This is a genomic window from Myxosarcina sp. GI1(2024), assembly GCF_053543375.1.
Genome location: NZ_JBKGTY010000002.1, coordinates 303,947 through 320,487, shown reverse-complemented (window position 1 = coordinate 320,487; position 16,541 = coordinate 303,947). Strand labels below are relative to the sequence as shown.

Genomic DNA, 16,541 nt, shown 5'->3' with positions numbered 1-16,541 from the left:
GAGGAAGTTTCAATAGATCAATTTTGTTAAACTTGTCATACAATGTCAATGTCCGAGATTAAAAATAAAACTGTCAATCAATATTCTAAACTTCGTATTTGTCTTTTTCCTGGGCGACAAACCTCAGTCGAATCTTTAGCGGCATTACTAAATAACGATCGCTACGAGGCGACTATATTAAATTGTCCCGAAGAGTTAATTGAGTTCGTTAAAGACGAAGGAGAAAACGTAGATTGTTTGATTTTATTACGTAACTTAGCTTTTAATTCAATAATTAAGCAGTTATCTCAACTAAATATTCTCCTACCAATTGTAATTGTCGAAAAAACAGGAGAGAATAGCGAAAATAGTAACGATTTATTAAATTTTGTTCTGTATCATAGTGCTGAGGTGAGACTATATCCAATTCAATTAGAACAAATTAATTCTTTTATTAATTTGGCAATTAGTAGGTTTTTACACTTGAGTCCTAGCTGTTCTTTGAGCGATCGCTCCGTTACCTCTAAAAATAGTAGTGAGATAGCTCGAAGCGAGTGGCTGCTAGACCAACAGCGTAGATTAACGGAAAAACTCAAAGAAAGACTGGGATATCTAGGGGTATACTATAAACGTAATTCAAAAAATTTTTATCGTCATCTTTCCGAAGCGCAAAAAGAAGATTTACTAAAAAAATTAGTAGCCGATTATAGCGAAATTATTCTCGGTTATTTTGCCGACAATTCTCAAGCAAATCAGTATATCGATAAATTTGTCAATCGCGCTTTTTTTGCTGATATTTCTGTGTCGCAAATTTTAGAAATACACATGGAACTAATCGATGAATTTTCCCAGCAACTAAAAGCAGAAGGAAGAAATGAAGAAATTTTACTCGATTATCGTTTGGCTTTAATCGATACCATTGCTAATTTATGTGAAATGTACCGGCGCTCTATCCCTAGAGAAGATTTGTCTTTAGAGTTGCTGTTTGGAGTAGAATAAAACCTAAAAGGTAAGGTTATTAAAAATAATTTACTATTCTTAAGAATATTTTTATATTTCTAGCTCTAAATCGATTGACAAAATTTTATTTAATGCTGTGAATAAACTAGGAAAAACTTACGTATTAAAACTATATGTTGCCGGTAACACGCCCAATTCAATCAGAGCCTTGAAAACCCTCAAGCATATTTTAGAAAAAGATTTTCAAGGAGTTTACGCTTTAAAAGTTATTGACGTTCTTAAAAGTCCTCAGTTAGCTGAAGAAGATAAAATTTTAGCGACACCTACTCTATCTAAAGTGTTACCTCCACCAGTAAGGAAAATTATTGGCGATCTTTCAGACCGAGAAAAAGTATTAATTGGCTTAGATTTGTTATATCAAGAAATTCGGGAACGAGAAGTTTAAATTCAATTCGATTGAAAAATTCTTTTCGAAGATTAAACGTTTGAATAACTAGCGATCGCCTTGAAGTAAATTAATTACAGTTTACTGTTAAAAGTTTTGTTATAAAAGTATAGATGAATCAGTCAACTCCCAATCAATTACAGCCAGAAGAACTTTCCAGTAAAGGAGTTCGGAAAAACCGAACTATGATCGAAGGATTTGATGAAATTACTCATGGTGGTCTACCAATGGGTAGAACTACCCTAGTTAGCGGCACATCTGGTACGGGAAAAACCTTGCTCGCAGTCCAGTTTTTGTACCACGGCATCAAATACTTCGATGCTTCGGGTATCTTCGTAACTTTTGAAGAATCTCCCAAAGATATTATTGAAAATGCCTATAGTTTTGGTTGGGATCTGCAAGCGGCGATCAACAGCGGAAGATTATTTATCCTCGATGCTTCTCCCGATCCTGAAGGTCAAGAAGTAGTGGGAAATTTCGATCTTTCAGCCTTAATCGAGCGAATTCAATACGCGGTAAATAAATATAAAGCCAAATTAGTCTCAATCGATTCAGTTACTGCAGTTTTTCAACAGTACGATGCGGCATCGGTAGTCAGAAAAGAAATTTTCCGCCTAGTAGCACGACTAAAACAATTGCAAGTGACTTCAATTTTAACCACCGAGCGCGTAGATGAGTATGGAGCGATCGCTCGTTTTGGAGTTGAAGAATTCGTCTCCGACAACGTAATTATCATTCGCAACGTTTTAGAAGGAGAGCGTCGTCGTCGTACCATTGAAATTCTTAAGCTTCGAGGTACTACCCACATGAAGGGAGAATATCCCTTTACCATTACCAACGACGGGATTAATATTTTTCCTCTCGGTGCCATGCAGCTCACCCAACGCTCTTCAAACATTCGCATCTCTTCTGGCATTAAAAGCTTGGATGAACTTTGCGGCGGTGGCTTTTTCAAGGATTCGATTATTTTGGCTACTGGTGCGACGGGTACGGGTAAGACTTTGCTGGTTAGTAAATTTTTACAAGAAGCCTGCAACCAGGGAGAAAAAGCCTTATTGTTTGCCTATGAAGAATCGCGAGCGCAACTATCTCGAAATGCTTTTTCTTGGGGAATCGATTTTGAAGCTATGGAACAGAAAGGGTTGCTCAGGCTGCTTTGTTCTTACCCCGAATCAGCAGGTTTAGAAGATCATCTACAAAAAATTAAGTCAGAAATTGCCGAATTCAAACCGTCTCGAATTGCGATCGACTCTCTATCGGCTCTAGCTAGAGGCGTTACTAACAATGCCTTTCGTCAGTTTGTCATCGGCGTAACGGGATACGCCAAACAAGAAGAAATTACTGGCTTTTTTACCAATACCACCGATCGCTTCATGGGTTCTAATTCGATTACCGAATCCCATATATCTACTATTACCGATACGATTTTGCTACTACAATATGTAGAAATTCGCGGCGAAATGTCACGAGCGATGAACGTCTTTAAAATGCGGGGTTCGTGGCACGATAAAGGTATTCGGGAATATATTATTAGTGCCGATGCACCTGAAATTCCCTACATTAAAGAATCCTTCCGCAACTACGAAAATATCATTAGTGGTTCTCCCTCGCGCACTTCAGTAGACGAAAAAAGCGAAATATCGCGGATCGCTCGCAGTGTTAAAGATAAAAACATCGAGTAAACAAGAACAAGAAATACAAGAAATACAAGAAATAGATTTTCAGAGAGCGTCGCAACCAAGAGGCGGCAATCGCTCGAATAATTCTAAGTCAGCAGTAACAAGCGATGTTGCTGCGAATTAACTAGGTTCTATTCTTCTGAAAATAGCTAGAAATCAAACCTTTTTTGCTTTAGTTGGATCTACCTTCTCAATCGCCTCTGGCAAAAGCAGCTCGATCTTATCTTATTTGCTAGAAGTCTACTGCGAACTAACCTCGGCAGCAAAACTTTGGGTGGGTTGAAAGTGAAAAGCGCCAGCTACCGAACCCCAAACTAGTTCGTTTGTTTCGGGATCGAGTCCCCGGTCTATACTAATTAGCTTTTCGGGGTCGATTTCAAAGCTGTTATCTAAGTAAGTCGTTTTGCCATTGCGTTCGACGATGCAGGATTTTCCCGGCTCGATCGCTCCTTTAAAACTACGACCCGTCCATTCTACATTCATATCGCAGCCAGACATCTTTTCAATCAGATCGGCGGTGAGCTTTTCTAGCTTTTGGCGATCGCGCGATGCACCATAAAATTTTTCTGCATCTTTGACCTTATAATTTTCTAGCTTGATACGTCCGTCAATTAAATTAAACTTTAATACCCGCAAACGGTAGGGTTGATTCAGCGCGAAATCATAAGCTTGTTCTAAAAAGAGACTTTTACCATCCAATAAATCCTCGGGAAGAGGACGCATACACACGCGAATATGGGCAAAAAATGGAGGATTAGCGTAGGCTTGCTCGTGATTGCTAAAGTCTGCTGCCATCCAGCGTACTAGAGTAGTTATATCTTGAGAGTGTGACATAAATGTAATCTAAGATCGAATAGTATCAGTTATCCGCCGACCAAGCGAAATAACAAAAATTGAGTTATTTGTTCTCGATTAAAATTGTCATCGCTTACTAATAATAAACTTTGACTGCCATCTGGTAAGCGGGGACCCAAGGTCATTCCTTCTAAATTGTCTAGGTAAATACCTAATTCACTGAGGTCTAACAGTAGTTTCTTTTTAAGTGGTTTGATTTGTCCCAGTTCGCCTTTAAGACTAGCAACATTAGTAATATCAGTAGCGTCGCCAACGACAACCTGAAATATCTTTGCTCCCGCACCAGTAAAACCAAAACTTCGTTCCAAACTGAGAAAATGTCCTTCGAGATTTAAAGCTACTAGTTCGGTCAGTCCGTTAGTAAATATCTCTGGAGGTGCTGGTTCTAATAAGTAAAGGTGTTCGGCTAAGAGTAGGGGATTGCTAAAAGAATCAATTACATAATGCAATAAGCGAATTCTCGTCTCGGCATCAGCAGAATCAATTTTGTCTTGTGTCAATGCCGACTCAGTGGCGACGAACAGACGAAAGGGGTCTTCTGAAAGTAGACCCCTTCTACTTAAAGTCAAAGATTCGAAAGCCAAATTTTCTTGGATGCCTTGGGGTTCGGTCGTGCTGTCGTCTGGTAAGTAACCTTTGGGAAGAGTTACCTCTAATTTTTTTTCCCCTGTTTCGAGATCGAATTCGCCAATAAAAGGGGCAACTTGTTGTTTGGGATCGCCTTCACTGGCAATAAATAGGGTTTTTCGGGGAGAGATACCGATTCCTTCAGCATCTATAGTGCCTTGAGGGTAAAACTCGCCGTTTTCATTATGCAGAAAAGTTACATCCTTAATGTCTAAGTTACTAATTTTTATTGCCGTGCGATCGTTCTCGGGCTGAAAATTTAGATTTAAAGTATAGAATCGAGCGGGAGCGCGTTGACTGCGGTCGTCTGAGAGCGCATAGAAGCAACCTAAATTGCGGTCATAAGCGATCGCCGATAGACCTCCTACGGGAGTATTTTCAAAGGCTGTTTTTGGTAGTTCGTAGCGATCGAGATATTCTAGGGAGAGATCGCTAAAGATTCTCTCCGATGCTGCTAATCTTTTAGGAGGACTGCAGGCTGTCAGGGATAAGAATAAGACCAAGCTAATCAGTAAATTGATTGAGATTTTTTTAAGTAAAGGGGATTGGCGATCTCTCACTGCTATTTTCTTCTGCCAGAAACTTACAATTTAATGTAGCAGTCTTCGATTTTAGAAACATCATTTATTTAGCACTCGTAGTGTTTAGTAACGAGAACAAATATTTCAAGTCTGGCAAATTTATCAAAATCTTATCGGTTTTATTAACGATAGCTGTCGGCTTGGACACTGGGAGATTTAGGGCGATCGCCCTGGCGACTACTCCCCATCCCCTAGAAGTTCCTCAGTCCGATCCTCTATTACCGGCAAGTTCAAACGACCGTCCTCTGTCTGCTTTTGAAATCGGTCGCATCGAACGAGAAATCGAGCGAATTAACCAAAAAGCCGAAGCTCAACTAGCGGCTGGCAAGATTGATGAGGCATTTAACCTTTGGTATCGAGAATTAAGATTGCAGCGGGCAATTGGTACTTTAGAGGAGGTAGCCGCTTTGGGCAGAATTGGCAATCTTGCTTGGCAACAAAATCGCGGTTTGGATACCAGAGCGATCGCCAAGCGTTTGGCAGAAATTCGCACCAATGCCGCAGCAGAAGATAAGCTCAATCTTCCACTTTTAAAGCAGTTAGGAATGGCTTACCAACAAGTTCGCTATCTCGATCGCGCCATCGAGATTTACCAGCAAATTGTAGTCAACGCCAGACAAACAGATGCCCTGACCAGGGTGAACGAAAATCTCCAAATTTTAGCAGAACTATATCTAGATTTGTTTGACTACCCTCAAGCTGCCGAAGTCTACCAAGAACTATTAGTGCGTCGGGATTCTGGGGTTTCCTCAGAATTAAGAGACGCAGTGATTTCACCCATAACTCAACTCAATCCCGACGATGAAGTAATTTATTTAACCAAACTAGCGACAATTTACGATCGCATCCCACAAATTGAAAAGGCGATCGAGATTAAGCACCGTTTGGCAAAAAGATATTTACAGGTAGAAAACATTGAAAATCTAAGCGCAGTATACTTAGCCATCGCCAGAGACTATAAAGAACTAAATAATTACAGCGAAGCAAGCAACTATTACCAGCAAGCTTACAATTTAGCGACTAATGCTCGACAATTAGCTTCAGCTATAGAAATCTTAGCCGAGTTGGCTCATCTCTATCGACAGGAGGGAAGACTAGAAGAAGCGATCGCCACATACAAACGGCAAATCGAACTCCAACAACAAGCTTACGATTATTATGGCTGGATGGAAACTTGCGATCTTTTGGGAAAGATCTATTGGGATTTAAAAAACTATTCTCAAGCTCAAACTTTTTATCGACAGGGTTTAGAATTGGCTCGTACTTTAAACTATCGCGTCGGCTATTTTACCGAACAGCTCGAACAAATAGAACAGTTGTAGTATTAGTTGAAGACTGTATTTTAGCAGTTGTTATCTTAGCTCGAATTATACTCATTCTCGAGAAAAATTACCTATTACTTATTTATCAGTCTCTTGCTATGTTAGCCCTTATGGTATTAGTAGCGACTGGTAAAAATTTTGCTCTAACCTCATTTAGAGCTGCGGTATTATTGGGTCACAAAGGGGTTTTTAGTGGAAAGTAAGTAAATTCTCGTAAACTGCTACTATTAAAAAATACCAACTAGTCTATTCGAGCGATTTTTTCAGTTTTAAGTTTTTAAATTTTTATCTAAAGTTTGAAATTACCCAAGACAAATGCTAGTATACTAAACCTGTAATTAGCAGGCAATCGAGCGGCACAAAACGCTATGAAGCGACGACAAATAATTGTATTTATTTTATTAACAATATTAACTTCCTGTAAGGCAACTAGCAGTTCCTTAAACGAAGCGAAAATCGCCGCAAATCGGTCGAATAATCGTAAAAAAACTATTATTACCAAACCACTACAGCCCGAACCAATTAGAATAACCATCGATGAATTACCCAAACCATACGCTACTAAAAGTGCCTCTGCAAGTCCAAAAGTAATTCCCATTCCCGTTAATCCGATCCTAAATGTTCCTACTGGTTTTAAAGTTAATGTTTTTGCCGAAAATTTAGATCGTCCTCGTTGGTTGAGTCTGACACCTAATGGAGATGTTTTGGTAGCTCAAAGCAAAGCTAATAAAATTACTATATTACAAGATGGCAATCGCGATGGAGTAGCCGAACGTTCACGAGTCTTTACCGATACTAGTAACGGTTTAGATTTATTTACTCTTTGGAATGGCATTTACTAACAATTATTTCTTTTTAGGAAATCAAAACGAAGTTCGTCGCTATGCTTATGATTCGGTAAAAGGAGAGATTACTGGAAAAGGCGAACAAATCACCACCCTTTCCGGTGGAGGCTATAATCAGCACTGGACGAGAAATGTCGTTGTTTCACCAAATAGACAAAAACTTTATGTTTCCATAGGTTCTCGTTCTAGTGCTAGTACAGAACCATTGCCGAGAGCATCGGTACAAATTATGAATCTAGATGGTTCGCAGCAAGAAACCTTTGCTTACGGCTTGCTTAATCCCGTCGGATTCGATTTTCATCCTCAAACGAGAGAACTATGAACTATACAGAAGAAGCTAACGGTCGTATTTATCGCGTTCGATATACTGGTTGAGTTTTTTTAAGTGTGTCTTTAAAACTTAATTTGTGGTCCAATATAACTTGAGAGAGAAGATCGAAAAAATTTTGATTGATAAATATTGCTAAATTTTATTGAGAACACGAACTTTTCGAGTTGGGACGATAAATGGAAATACAATAAAAATGTTTCAAGATTAATTTAAAAAATTAAAATCTACAAAAAAAGTTGTGACATTTTAGAGAAATAACGGTATATTTTTTATAATGTAAATTAGAATTAAATAGTTCTGTTCTCAATTAAGTGAAAAATCAAGGAAAAATTTAGAAATTATGAGTGAAACGGCTACTGCTGCCCTAACAGGAAAAGCACTACTTCAAAAAGTTAAAGAGTTATCTCATTTGCCAAGAAGAGAAACAGCAAAACGCTGTGGATATTACACTACTACAAAAGATAATCAAGTTCGTGTAAATTTAACTGATTTTTATGATGCAGTGCTGGCTGCAAAAGGTGTTCCTCTCGATCCCGAAGGTACTAAAGATGGTCGAGGACGCGAACCTACATATCGGGTAAGCGTCCATAAAAATGGGCAAATAGTCATCGGTTCTACCTATACTCAAGCTATGGGATTGAAGGAAGGGGATAAATTTGAAATTAAATTAGGCTACAAGCACATTCACCTCAAACAAATTGATGGTGACGAAAATGGAGTATCGGAAAATTAGTCTTCCATCAATAGATTATCGGTTATAAATCGCCCTAGTTAGCAAGGGCGGATACATCCTATTTAAATAGTTTCGATGTTCCCTGCCTCATTATTAAAGGTAGCTGTTTTCTTCGGTACCTGGGCGATTATTTGGTTACCAATTGCCGCGTCGATTTCGCGACAAATCCAATGGCAGCCCAATCAGTCTCTAACCACAGAAAAAAAGTTAGTTTTAATAGTATCTCTCTATCTTCTCGCTCCCGCCATTCTTTGGTGGCAAACCAAATTAGAAGGACTATCTTTTCAAGATTTGGGTTTAGATTGGTGCTTAAGCTTGGCAATTTCTTTTGGCTGGGGTTTGATTATTAGTTTGGTAGAGTTGGCAATAGTTTTTAGTTTAGAATTTAAATTCGATTTAATTGTCTGGCATTGGCAAAATTGGCAACTTTTACCATCCTTGTTTTTATCCATTTTCTGCTTGAGTTTAGGTATAAGCTTTATCGAAGAATTAGTCTTTCGCGGTTATGTAATTCAAGAACTAATTGTAGATTTTCCCTACTGGTTAGCTGCTACAATTACGAGCATTATTTTCGCGCTGTTGCATTTAGTGTGGGAAAGAAAACAGACTGTTCCTCAGTTACCTGGTTTATGGCTGATGGGAATGGTGTTAATCTTTGCCAAGATAGCCGATCGCGGCAGTTTGGGTTTGGCTTGGGGACTACATACAGGCTGGAACTTGGGATTAACCTGTATTGACTCGGCTCAGTTAATAACTTACAAAGGAAAAGACTGGATAACGGGTATCAATGGACAACCACTAGCGGGAATTGCAGGTATTTTTTGTCTGTTAGCTACTGCGATCGCCCTATGGGTACTAAATGTACTTTCAGATACAGTCGTTTGATTGACGGTTGCTTTCGGATAGATAGACTCGAAGTTGCAGACGATTGACAACTCGCCTCGAGCGCCCTCAACCAGCCACAGTGGCGATCGCCCCAGGTAAATAAATGCACAGACACATCGTAACTGAGATTTCCGCAACTGCTCTAAATGACAATTTATCAATTATTACTCCCACTAAAGCGATTGCCAATTATCTTCAAGCACCATACTACAGTTTGGAAAGTTTGGCTCAAAATACAGTATGTCGTCAGAGATGGAGCATTGCTTCAGCTTTACTCAGTCGTCGCCTATTCCAAGATGCCGTCAGAGAAATAGTGGCAACCAAAGATATTATCGGTGCGGCGAGGGTTTTTTTTACTACAATTCGCGAATTATTTCACGACAATATCGATTTAAGTGCATTACGACAAAATTCATCACCGAGAGTAACCCAGTTGGCGAATTTGGCATCAGCCTATCGACAGCGTTTGCGTAATCAAAATTCCCTCGATCCTGCAGAAGTATTTTGGCAGTGCCAAAGCGATCGCCGCTTTGCCTACTTATTTTACGGCTATTTCATTCCTGCCAGAGGTGAGTTGGCATTTATCGATGCCGTTGCCGGAAACGGTAGTATTTTGGTATTACCTGAGGGAAACGAAGCGATCGCCTGGTTACGGGAAAAGGGTTGGGATATAGAAAGTACCAACTCTCCATTGCCCTATTTTGCCACTGAAAGGCTATCTGATGCTTCACTAGAGAAAATGGTTTTACATTGTTATCCAGATCTCGATAGAGAAGTCAGGGGAGTTTTGACTCAAATTAAAACTTTGTTGAGTGAGGGGGTAAAAGCTAAAGATATCGTTTTGGTAGCCAGAGATGAACGGCTATACGGAGAAACGCTGATTGATGTTGCTTGGGAATATCAGCTAACGGTAAGAGTCTGGTATGAAGTCGCTCTAGAATCGACTCGCATCGGTGCCTGGTTACAGCTGCTGATGGAGGTAATCGAAACTGATTTTGCTTTTGAAGCTACCGCCAAATTACTGTCTCATCCACTAGTAAAACTAATGACGACAGATATTTGGGTAAAAGCTAGAACTACTCATCCTCAAGGCTTGGCGGCTTGGCAGGAATTGGGATTAGATTTGAGTTTATTAAACTTTCCTCAAACTATCAGTCGTCGCGATTGGATCTGGCGTTTGCAAGAGATCTTTTCTAGCTGGCAAATCTTAGAAAATAGCAACAGATGGGCGCGGGAAATTATTGCTTTTTATCGGGTTCGGGAAGCTTTAATCGAGTTAGGCAAACCAGAACGAGCGCGGATAAGCAAAACTACTTTCATCCGAGAGATTAAAGAGACTTTGACTTTGTTATGCGTACCCGCACAACCTGGTAGAGGTGGGGTAGAGCTACACGCACCGACATCCTTACTTGGTACCAAGTATCGCTATGTTTTCGTTCTAGGTATGGCAGAAGGTATCTTTCCCCCCTGTCTGAGTGACGATCCAGTTTTAGATTTTAGCGATCGCCGAGAGCTAGCCCAACGGGGATTTAACCTTGATACTGCCGTTGCCATAGCCCGCAGAGAAGCATTTATTTGTTCTAGTTTGCTAGAAATCCCGCAAGAGCGAATTATCTTTTCTTATCCCCAGTCGATTGCTAACAATAACATTTTACCCAGTCCCAAACTTACTCGTTGGGGCTTACAGCCCGAAGCCCTTCCTAGCTTACCCCTTGCCAGCATTGAAGCCGCCCGTCGCCTAGATCTGCGTCGTCAGTCGGGGCAATTAAGCGACCGCCTCCTACCTCAAATTACTAAAGCCTGGCAGGTAGAACTCAGTCGCGAAACCCAACCAAGACCAGATGAGTATGATGGAGTTATCGGTATGGCGATCGCACCAGAGAGTAAAATATTGAGTGCTTCACAACTAACTCAATTGGGACAATGTCCGTTTAAATGGTTTAGCGCGCGGTTGTTGAGAGTTCAAGAATTACCCGAAGCAGAACTGGATTTAAGTTCGGCTCATCGAGGAAATTTGTATCATCGGTGTCTGGAATTATCTTTAGAAAATATTACTACTGCTGCTGACTTAGAAAAGTTCAATTTAGAACAGTTAGAACGGGCATTTACTCAAGCCGAAACGGAATTAGAATTAACTCAATTACCCGGTTGGGAAGTTCGACGGCAACAACATCTAGAATTACTGGCTTTAAATCTAGTTGCCTCGGAATTTTTACCACCAGATAGACAAGTCATTGCCAGAGAAACCGAATTTGAAACAAAATGGTATGGTTTGCAGGTACGGGGAAAAGTAGACCGAATCGAGCGCACTGCTGAAGGATTGGCGATTATTGACTATAAAACTAGCAGTAGTAAACCTACGGGAGTCAAAGATGAAACGGGTAAAGCTAATTTAGATATTCAATTGGCATTGTATAGTGATGCCATCGAACGGTCTTATCCCCAAGAAACTATAGCCACCGCAACTTATTATTCTCTGACCAAACGCCAACCTTTTAAACGTACTAAAACCAATCCAGAGAAACTAGCCGTCTTTGCTGACAAAGTTAAAACTTACTTGGAACGCGGATATTATCCCGTCGCGCCCGATGTAGATAATAAAGCCTGTAATTATTGTCCTTTCGATCTAGTCTGTCGTAAAGGAGCTCGTCTCAGCCGCAAACAGTTCTTTCCAAACGGATAGATTATTTTATCTAGAAATTTTTGGCTCGCCCAGTATTTTATCCCACCAACGAGCTAGAGGATAATAAAAAATCGGACTCCAAAGACTGCTGAGAATAGCCGAAGCGATCGCAATCTGCTGATAATTTTGCCAAATTTCGGCAATAGGAAGTAGTTTCATCCAGCTATACTGAATCCCATAGACGGTTTCTGCTATGACGGTCATAAAAAAGACAATTAAAGCTATGGAAATAAAGTCTTCGCCAATATATTTCTGTTTTTGCAGACTAGACGTCACTACTCCGACAATAACTAAGCTCAAGACATGAGACGGTGGAGACACTGTAATGCTGTCATAAATCCAACCCATTCCCACTCCGGCGATCGCTCCTTGCCAAACACCACGTTTGGTACTCCAGGCAACCACCCAAATTAACATCCAATTGGGACTGATTCCTAGCAGTTCCATGCCCGGAAGACGAAGAAACATTAAAGTGCTGCAAATAGCAACAGAAATAGTAATTATCAGAATATCTAAAATTTTGAGCCAACTCATGGTTCGTTGTCGAGGGGTTTAACCTCAAAGGGCTTAACTGTTACCCATTCCAATAGCTCGATCGGTGCGGATAATTCGATTTCTGCTTCTGGGGCGGGAGTTTGTTCGAGGTTTACCGATTTAACTTTACCTATAGGCAAACCAGCAGGATATAAGTTGCTTAACGGAGAAGTGGCAATGGTATCTCCGCGTTTGACATCGACGACTTTAGTAAAAAAACGCAGCACTACGGTTTGAGTGTTTTTACCGCGAATAAATCCTAGATTGCGATTGCGACTGACGATCGCGCCAACCCGACTGCTAGGATCGCTAATTAACAATACTCGACTGGTATGAGGAGTAACATTGACAACTCTACCAATTACTCCACCGATACCCATGACGATATAATCTTCCTCAATACCATCGAGGCTTCCTTTACCGAGAGTTACCTGATTCCACCAGCGATCGGCACTGCGTCCTACGATCGGAGCGACAACCCCCGTTGGTTGTTGAGCTTGGGAATAATCTAAAACTTGCTTGAGGTTTTGGTTTTGCTGTTCTAACTCGGTTACTCGTTGTTCTAACTGTAAAATACGAGCATTAGTCAGTTTGTCAACTAACTTTAGCTGCTGTTGGGATTGAAAGGGACTGACTAGAAAATAATAGACTTCGGCAATTGCACTACCTTGAGTTTGTCTAATTATTAAAGCTGCACTCAGAGCTAAAAGTGTTAGAGTTGCTTGAAAACTATTTTTTGACCACCAACGATACATAATTTCTAATTTTATTTAGCTGCAACTCAGTTCAGTTATCAGTTACTTTCTCGATCTAGTTCTCTGCTAATTAGGTTAGTAAAGAGCGATCGCAAAAAACCCGATCCAGTGCTTTATCTTCTAAAACTCTACCAGTACCGAGCACGACACATCTTAAAGGCTCGGCAGCGATGTGGGTTACTATACCCGTTTCATGACCGATCAAAGTATCTAATCCTCTAAGCATCGCGCCGCCTCCTGCCAGCATAATGCCACGGTCGATAATATCGGCAGCTAAATCGGGAGGGGTTTGCTCCAGAGTCCTTTTTATGGCATCAACAATGTTGTTAATCGGTTCTGAGATAAATCTCCGAACTTCTGATTCAGCGAGTGTTATCGTTCTCGGTAGACCAGTCAAGATGTGCAAGCCTCTGACTTCCATAGTTTGTTCTTCATGCTCTAATGGATAGAGAGAGGCAAGTCTAAATTTAATATTTTCGGCGGTATTTTCGCCCACCGATAACTTGTGTTCTTTCTTAATCTGATTGGCGATCGCTTGGGTTAATTCGTCCCCTGCAATTCTTACCGACTCGCTGAGTACTTTTCCTTGAGAACTAATTACCGCTACTTCTGTAGTTCCCCCACCAATATCGACGATCATATTACCCGTTGGTTCTGCTACGGGCAATCCCGCTCCAATAGCTGCAGCGATTGGTTCTTCAATTAAGTCTACCTCTCTAGCACCAGCTTGTGCTGCCGCCTCCATTACGGCGCGTCGCTCGACCTTGGTTACGCCACTAGGAATACCAATTACCATACGGGGATGAACTAGGGGATTTCCTTCATAAACTCGTCGCACGAATTCTTTGAGCATTGCTTCTGTCGCTTCAAAATCGGCAATTACGCCGTCTTTTAGGGGTCGAAGAGCTTCAATATTTTCAGGAGCGCGTCCTAGTAACAATTTTGCTTCTTTGCCTACTGCTCTTACTTCTTCTGTTTGGCGCTCGATCGCTACTACAGAAGGTTCTTCCAAGACAATTCCTTTACCAGAGACATATACTAATGTATTTGCCGTTCCCAAATCTATGCCCATATCCCTTGACAGGGAAAAACGATTGAAAAAACGCACTTTAGTTTACCGTTCCTAAAAGAGTACTGCTAGTTTGCCCCAGCCTAGTCCAATTTATACTCAATATAGCAATTATGTCGAAGCGGATTATACTTACTTATTTATACTTATTTATTAAATTAAGTATAATTACTGTTTAATCAATCAGATTTATCTACGGCTATAAGCTAGGGCAATTTTAAATAAAATAAAAGCAAGTGCGATACTTCATTTATAACTCTCTTAAATTAAAGTGCAATTCGAGCGAAAATTATAGTTTTATTAATGCTACTCACCTTAAGAAATAAAGGCTCTTGACAGAATAAAACAGTTATATAAAATTAAGGAGTGATCGGTCTATGAATCACCGACGAAATGAGCGCTCGGCAATTTTGCCGGAAGCCCCCGACATAGTTACAGATGTTAAAGGCGATCGAGTCATAGAAAATCCTAATTTGAATATATTGAGATTAAAAAGTTTAAAAACTATTCGTTCCAATAGCTCGCTTCTAAAACAAAATTAGCAGCAAAGAATGCTCGCCTTTAAAGATTAATTTGGACAGTTTTTTAGTTTTCCGAGTAATAAAACTATCTCATCGATCGCCCGTCGTAATTCTTGACTAGAGCGGTCGGAATTGTTAATAATAATACTAAATATTAGAGGCTTGTATTGAGTGGGATAGAGATAACCAGAGAGGGCAGCAACACCAGTTAGCGTTCCTGTTTTACCCCAAAGATTATTGTGAATTAGTGTATTTTGGAAACGATTTTTAAGAGTTCCGTTCGTCCCTGCTACGGCTAGAGAGTTGTGATAGATATTAAATAGTGGCGATCGCGACATAGCAATTAAAACGTCGTTTAAAGCTTGAGGCGTAATCAAATTATGACGAGACAAACCAGAACCATCTACTAATTGATAGTCGTGGGAATTAATTCCTAGTTTAGTCAAACTAGTTGCTATGGCTTCTCTAGTTTTATCTTGACGATTATTTTCTAAAACTTTTCTGAGGCTTTCAGCATAAAGATTATTACTTTCTCTATTAATTGCGGTAATTATTTCTGCCAGGGGTGGTGAAATAATTGTAGTTATTTTTGAGGCTGAGATATTTTGAATTTTACTGGAAGCGACCGTAGTTTTAGTAACTTCAATACCTTCAGTAGTTAGTAAATGTCGTAAAGTGTCTAAAAAATACTGCTGCGGATCGGCTACGGCTAAATCCCAAATATCTGGCGGTTCATTCGTTGCCAATTCTCCTCGAATATTTAGTACTGGTTTTCCTACGACTCCTACGATTGCCAGATTGTAAGGAGTATTTTTAGGTGCGGTTATGGCATTATTTTCAACTCGCCATTGTCTAGCGGCGATCGCATCACTCCATTTTAGTTTTACCTTTTGCCCTAGTTGTTGGGGTAATACAGTTAAAGTCACGCTATTTTGATTGAGCATCAAACTGGTGACGGAGGTGCCGTAATAACTATAAATATCCGACCATTCCCAAGTAGGATTAATAACTGGGGGTGTAAAATAACTGTCTTCAATTATTAAGTTTTCTATATGTTCGATCTGCTTGGATTGCAACACCCGTACTATCTTTTTAAGAGATTTAGTTGATATTGTGGGATCTCCATGACCATTTATCCGTAAGTAAGTTAGCTTGGGTGGTTCTCCCAACCCATAAACGGGAGTATAAATTCTATAGTCCGCACCGAGTTCGCTAAGCGCGGCGGCAGTAGTTAGCAATTTGGCAGTAGAAGCAGGAATAAAAAATTTGTCGGCTTGACGACTGTAGAGAGTACGCCGAGAGTTTAAAGTTTGAATGGCAATTCCCCAACGCGATCGCCGTAGCTGCCAGCCATGAAGCGCTCGATTGATGGCTGTAGGTAGGTTCTGGGGACAAACAAATTGAGAACTGTCTGAGAGAGATTGAGCGATCTCCGAACTGTTTTCGATGTTCGCTGCTACCGATTCTATCGATAAGCCTAGCAGCAAACTAATTAATCCTAAATTAAACCAGCGCAATAGACTTTTTGCACGAATCATTATTAACTACATAAGCTAATGGTAAAAGGATAAAGGTCAAAGGAAAAAGGGTTCGATCGTTTATTCATGGAAGAGATCTAATGTTTATTAAGCCAATTCGTTCAACTGCGTAAGTCCTGACTGAAAAAGAAACACAAAGCTGTCGTTATTAATCAACTCGTCTGACAGTATCGTTTTCGCTTCTCCTCAAAAAAATCTG

At 40.2% G+C, this 16,541-nt stretch carries 16 protein-coding genes; 10 read left to right on the top strand and 6 right to left on the bottom strand.

The genetic code is table 11. The features are described from left to right. Positions 1-48 precede the first annotated feature (48 nt). The 3 genes from ACLFKQ_RS10550 (at position 49) to kaiC (ending at position 3,066) form a co-directional block, all read left to right on the top strand. Positions 49-978, top strand: coding sequence for a circadian clock protein KaiA (locus ACLFKQ_RS10550; RefSeq protein WP_448999785.1), 930 nt, complete (start codon positions 49-51; stop codon positions 976-978). Positions 979-1,075: 97 nt separating this feature from the next. After that, the gene (gene kaiB / locus ACLFKQ_RS10545; protein ID WP_448999784.1) at positions 1,076-1,384 is read left to right on the top strand and encodes a circadian clock protein KaiB; all 309 of its coding nucleotides are present in this window, start codon (positions 1,076-1,078) and stop codon (positions 1,382-1,384) included. A gap of 113 nt (positions 1,385-1,497) precedes the next feature. Beyond that, on the top strand, positions 1,498-3,066 hold the full coding sequence (gene kaiC / locus ACLFKQ_RS10540) for a circadian clock protein KaiC (protein ID WP_448999783.1): 1,569 nt from the start codon (positions 1,498-1,500) through the stop codon (positions 3,064-3,066). Positions 3,067-3,303: 237 nt separating this feature from the next. Here the strand turns inward: kaiC and ACLFKQ_RS10535 are convergent, their stop codons facing one another. Both ACLFKQ_RS10535 and ACLFKQ_RS10530 read right to left on the bottom strand, forming a co-directional pair. After that, positions 3,304-3,897 (bottom strand): CpcT/CpeT family chromophore lyase, encoded by a 594-nt coding sequence (locus tag ACLFKQ_RS10535; RefSeq protein WP_448999782.1) that lies wholly within the window; start codon positions 3,895-3,897, stop codon positions 3,304-3,306. Between the two features lie 29 nt (positions 3,898-3,926). After that, positions 3,927-5,135, bottom strand: coding sequence for an esterase-like activity of phytase family protein (locus ACLFKQ_RS10530; protein WP_449000329.1), 1,209 nt, complete (start codon positions 5,133-5,135; stop codon positions 3,927-3,929). A gap of 50 nt (positions 5,136-5,185) precedes the next feature. On the opposite strand from ACLFKQ_RS10530, the gene ACLFKQ_RS10525 reads away from it, so the two are divergent. The 6 genes from ACLFKQ_RS10525 (at position 5,186) to ACLFKQ_RS10500 (ending at position 11,925) form a co-directional block, all read left to right on the top strand. Beyond that, a complete protein-coding gene (locus ACLFKQ_RS10525) occupies positions 5,186-6,448 on the top strand; it encodes a tetratricopeptide repeat protein (protein ID WP_448999781.1) in 1,263 nt (420 codons plus the stop codon). Between the two features lie 368 nt (positions 6,449-6,816). After that, on the top strand, positions 6,817-7,290 hold the full coding sequence (locus ACLFKQ_RS10520; RefSeq protein WP_448999780.1) for a hypothetical protein: 474 nt from the start codon (positions 6,817-6,819) through the stop codon (positions 7,288-7,290). Further along, a complete protein-coding gene (locus ACLFKQ_RS10515) occupies positions 7,277-7,615 on the top strand; it encodes a hypothetical protein (RefSeq protein ID WP_448999779.1) in 339 nt (112 codons plus the stop codon). Before ACLFKQ_RS10520 ends, ACLFKQ_RS10515 begins: the two co-directional genes overlap by 14 nt. Positions 7,616-7,964: 349 nt before the next feature. Then, positions 7,965-8,357: an AbrB family transcriptional regulator gene (locus ACLFKQ_RS10510; protein WP_448999778.1), complete on the top strand. Its 393-nt coding sequence runs from the start codon at positions 7,965-7,967 to the stop codon at positions 8,355-8,357. Positions 8,358-8,432: 75 nt separating this feature from the next. Continuing rightward, the gene (locus tag ACLFKQ_RS10505) at positions 8,433-9,242 is read left to right on the top strand and encodes a CPBP family intramembrane glutamic endopeptidase (RefSeq protein ID WP_448999777.1); all 810 of its coding nucleotides are present in this window, start codon (positions 8,433-8,435) and stop codon (positions 9,240-9,242) included. Between the two features lie 103 nt (positions 9,243-9,345). Continuing rightward, entirely contained in the window at positions 9,346-11,925 is a 2,580-nt protein-coding gene (locus tag ACLFKQ_RS10500; RefSeq protein WP_448999776.1) for a PD-(D/E)XK nuclease family protein, read from the top strand. Between the two features lie 6 nt (positions 11,926-11,931). Here ACLFKQ_RS10500 and mreD read toward each other — a convergent pair whose 3' ends face one another. The 3 genes from mreD to mreB all read right to left on the bottom strand — a co-directional run bounded on the left by mreD (position 11,932) and on the right by mreB (position 14,322). Next, positions 11,932-12,459: a rod shape-determining protein MreD gene (gene mreD, locus ACLFKQ_RS10495; protein WP_448999775.1), complete on the bottom strand. Its 528-nt coding sequence runs from the start codon at positions 12,457-12,459 to the stop codon at positions 11,932-11,934. Further along, positions 12,456-13,214 carry a rod shape-determining protein MreC gene (gene mreC, locus ACLFKQ_RS10490; protein WP_448999774.1) on the bottom strand — a complete coding sequence of 253 codons (759 nt, stop codon included), beginning with the start codon at positions 13,212-13,214 and terminating at the stop codon, positions 12,456-12,458. The genes mreD and mreC overlap by 4 nt, the downstream gene beginning before the upstream one ends. A 70-nt stretch (positions 13,215-13,284) precedes the next feature. Next, positions 13,285-14,322, bottom strand: coding sequence for a rod shape-determining protein MreB (mreB, locus tag ACLFKQ_RS10485; protein ID WP_448999773.1), 1,038 nt, complete (start codon positions 14,320-14,322; stop codon positions 13,285-13,287). A 338-nt stretch (positions 14,323-14,660) separates the two neighbouring features. On the opposite strand from mreB, the gene ACLFKQ_RS10480 reads away from it, so the two are divergent. Further along, a complete protein-coding gene (locus ACLFKQ_RS10480; RefSeq protein ID WP_448999772.1) occupies positions 14,661-14,825 on the top strand; it encodes a hypothetical protein in 165 nt (54 codons plus the stop codon). Positions 14,826-14,851: 26 nt separating this feature from the next. On the opposite strand, the gene dacB is transcribed toward ACLFKQ_RS10480, so the two are convergent. Beyond that, on the bottom strand, positions 14,852-16,342 hold the full coding sequence (gene dacB, locus ACLFKQ_RS10475) for a D-alanyl-D-alanine carboxypeptidase/D-alanyl-D-alanine endopeptidase (protein WP_448999771.1): 1,491 nt from the start codon (positions 16,340-16,342) through the stop codon (positions 14,852-14,854). Positions 16,343-16,541 lie beyond the last annotated feature (199 nt).

Coding starts and splice junctions, on each gene's coding strand:
- ACLFKQ_RS10550 (WP_448999785.1), top strand. CDS start 49: ATGTCCGAGATTAAAAATAAAACTGTCAATCAATATTCTAAACTTCGT.
- kaiC (WP_448999783.1), top strand. CDS start 1,498: ATGAATCAGTCAACTCCCAATCAATTACAGCCAGAAGAACTTTCCAGT.
- ACLFKQ_RS10535 (WP_448999782.1), bottom strand. CDS start 3,897: ATGTCACACTCTCAAGATATAACTACTCTAGTACGCTGGATGGCAGCA.
- ACLFKQ_RS10520 (WP_448999780.1), top strand. CDS start 6,817: ATGAAGCGACGACAAATAATTGTATTTATTTTATTAACAATATTAACT.
- ACLFKQ_RS10515 (WP_448999779.1), top strand. CDS start 7,277: ATGGCATTTACTAACAATTATTTCTTTTTAGGAAATCAAAACGAAGTT.
- ACLFKQ_RS10510 (WP_448999778.1), top strand. CDS start 7,965: ATGAGTGAAACGGCTACTGCTGCCCTAACAGGAAAAGCACTACTTCAA.
- ACLFKQ_RS10505 (WP_448999777.1), top strand. CDS start 8,433: ATGTTCCCTGCCTCATTATTAAAGGTAGCTGTTTTCTTCGGTACCTGG.
- ACLFKQ_RS10500 (WP_448999776.1), top strand. CDS start 9,346: ATGCACAGACACATCGTAACTGAGATTTCCGCAACTGCTCTAAATGAC.
- mreD (WP_448999775.1), bottom strand. CDS start 12,459: ATGAGTTGGCTCAAAATTTTAGATATTCTGATAATTACTATTTCTGTT.
- mreC (WP_448999774.1), bottom strand. CDS start 13,214: ATGTATCGTTGGTGGTCAAAAAATAGTTTTCAAGCAACTCTAACACTT.
- ACLFKQ_RS10480 (WP_448999772.1), top strand. CDS start 14,661: ATGAATCACCGACGAAATGAGCGCTCGGCAATTTTGCCGGAAGCCCCC.
- dacB (WP_448999771.1), bottom strand. CDS start 16,342: ATGATTCGTGCAAAAAGTCTATTGCGCTGGTTTAATTTAGGATTAATT.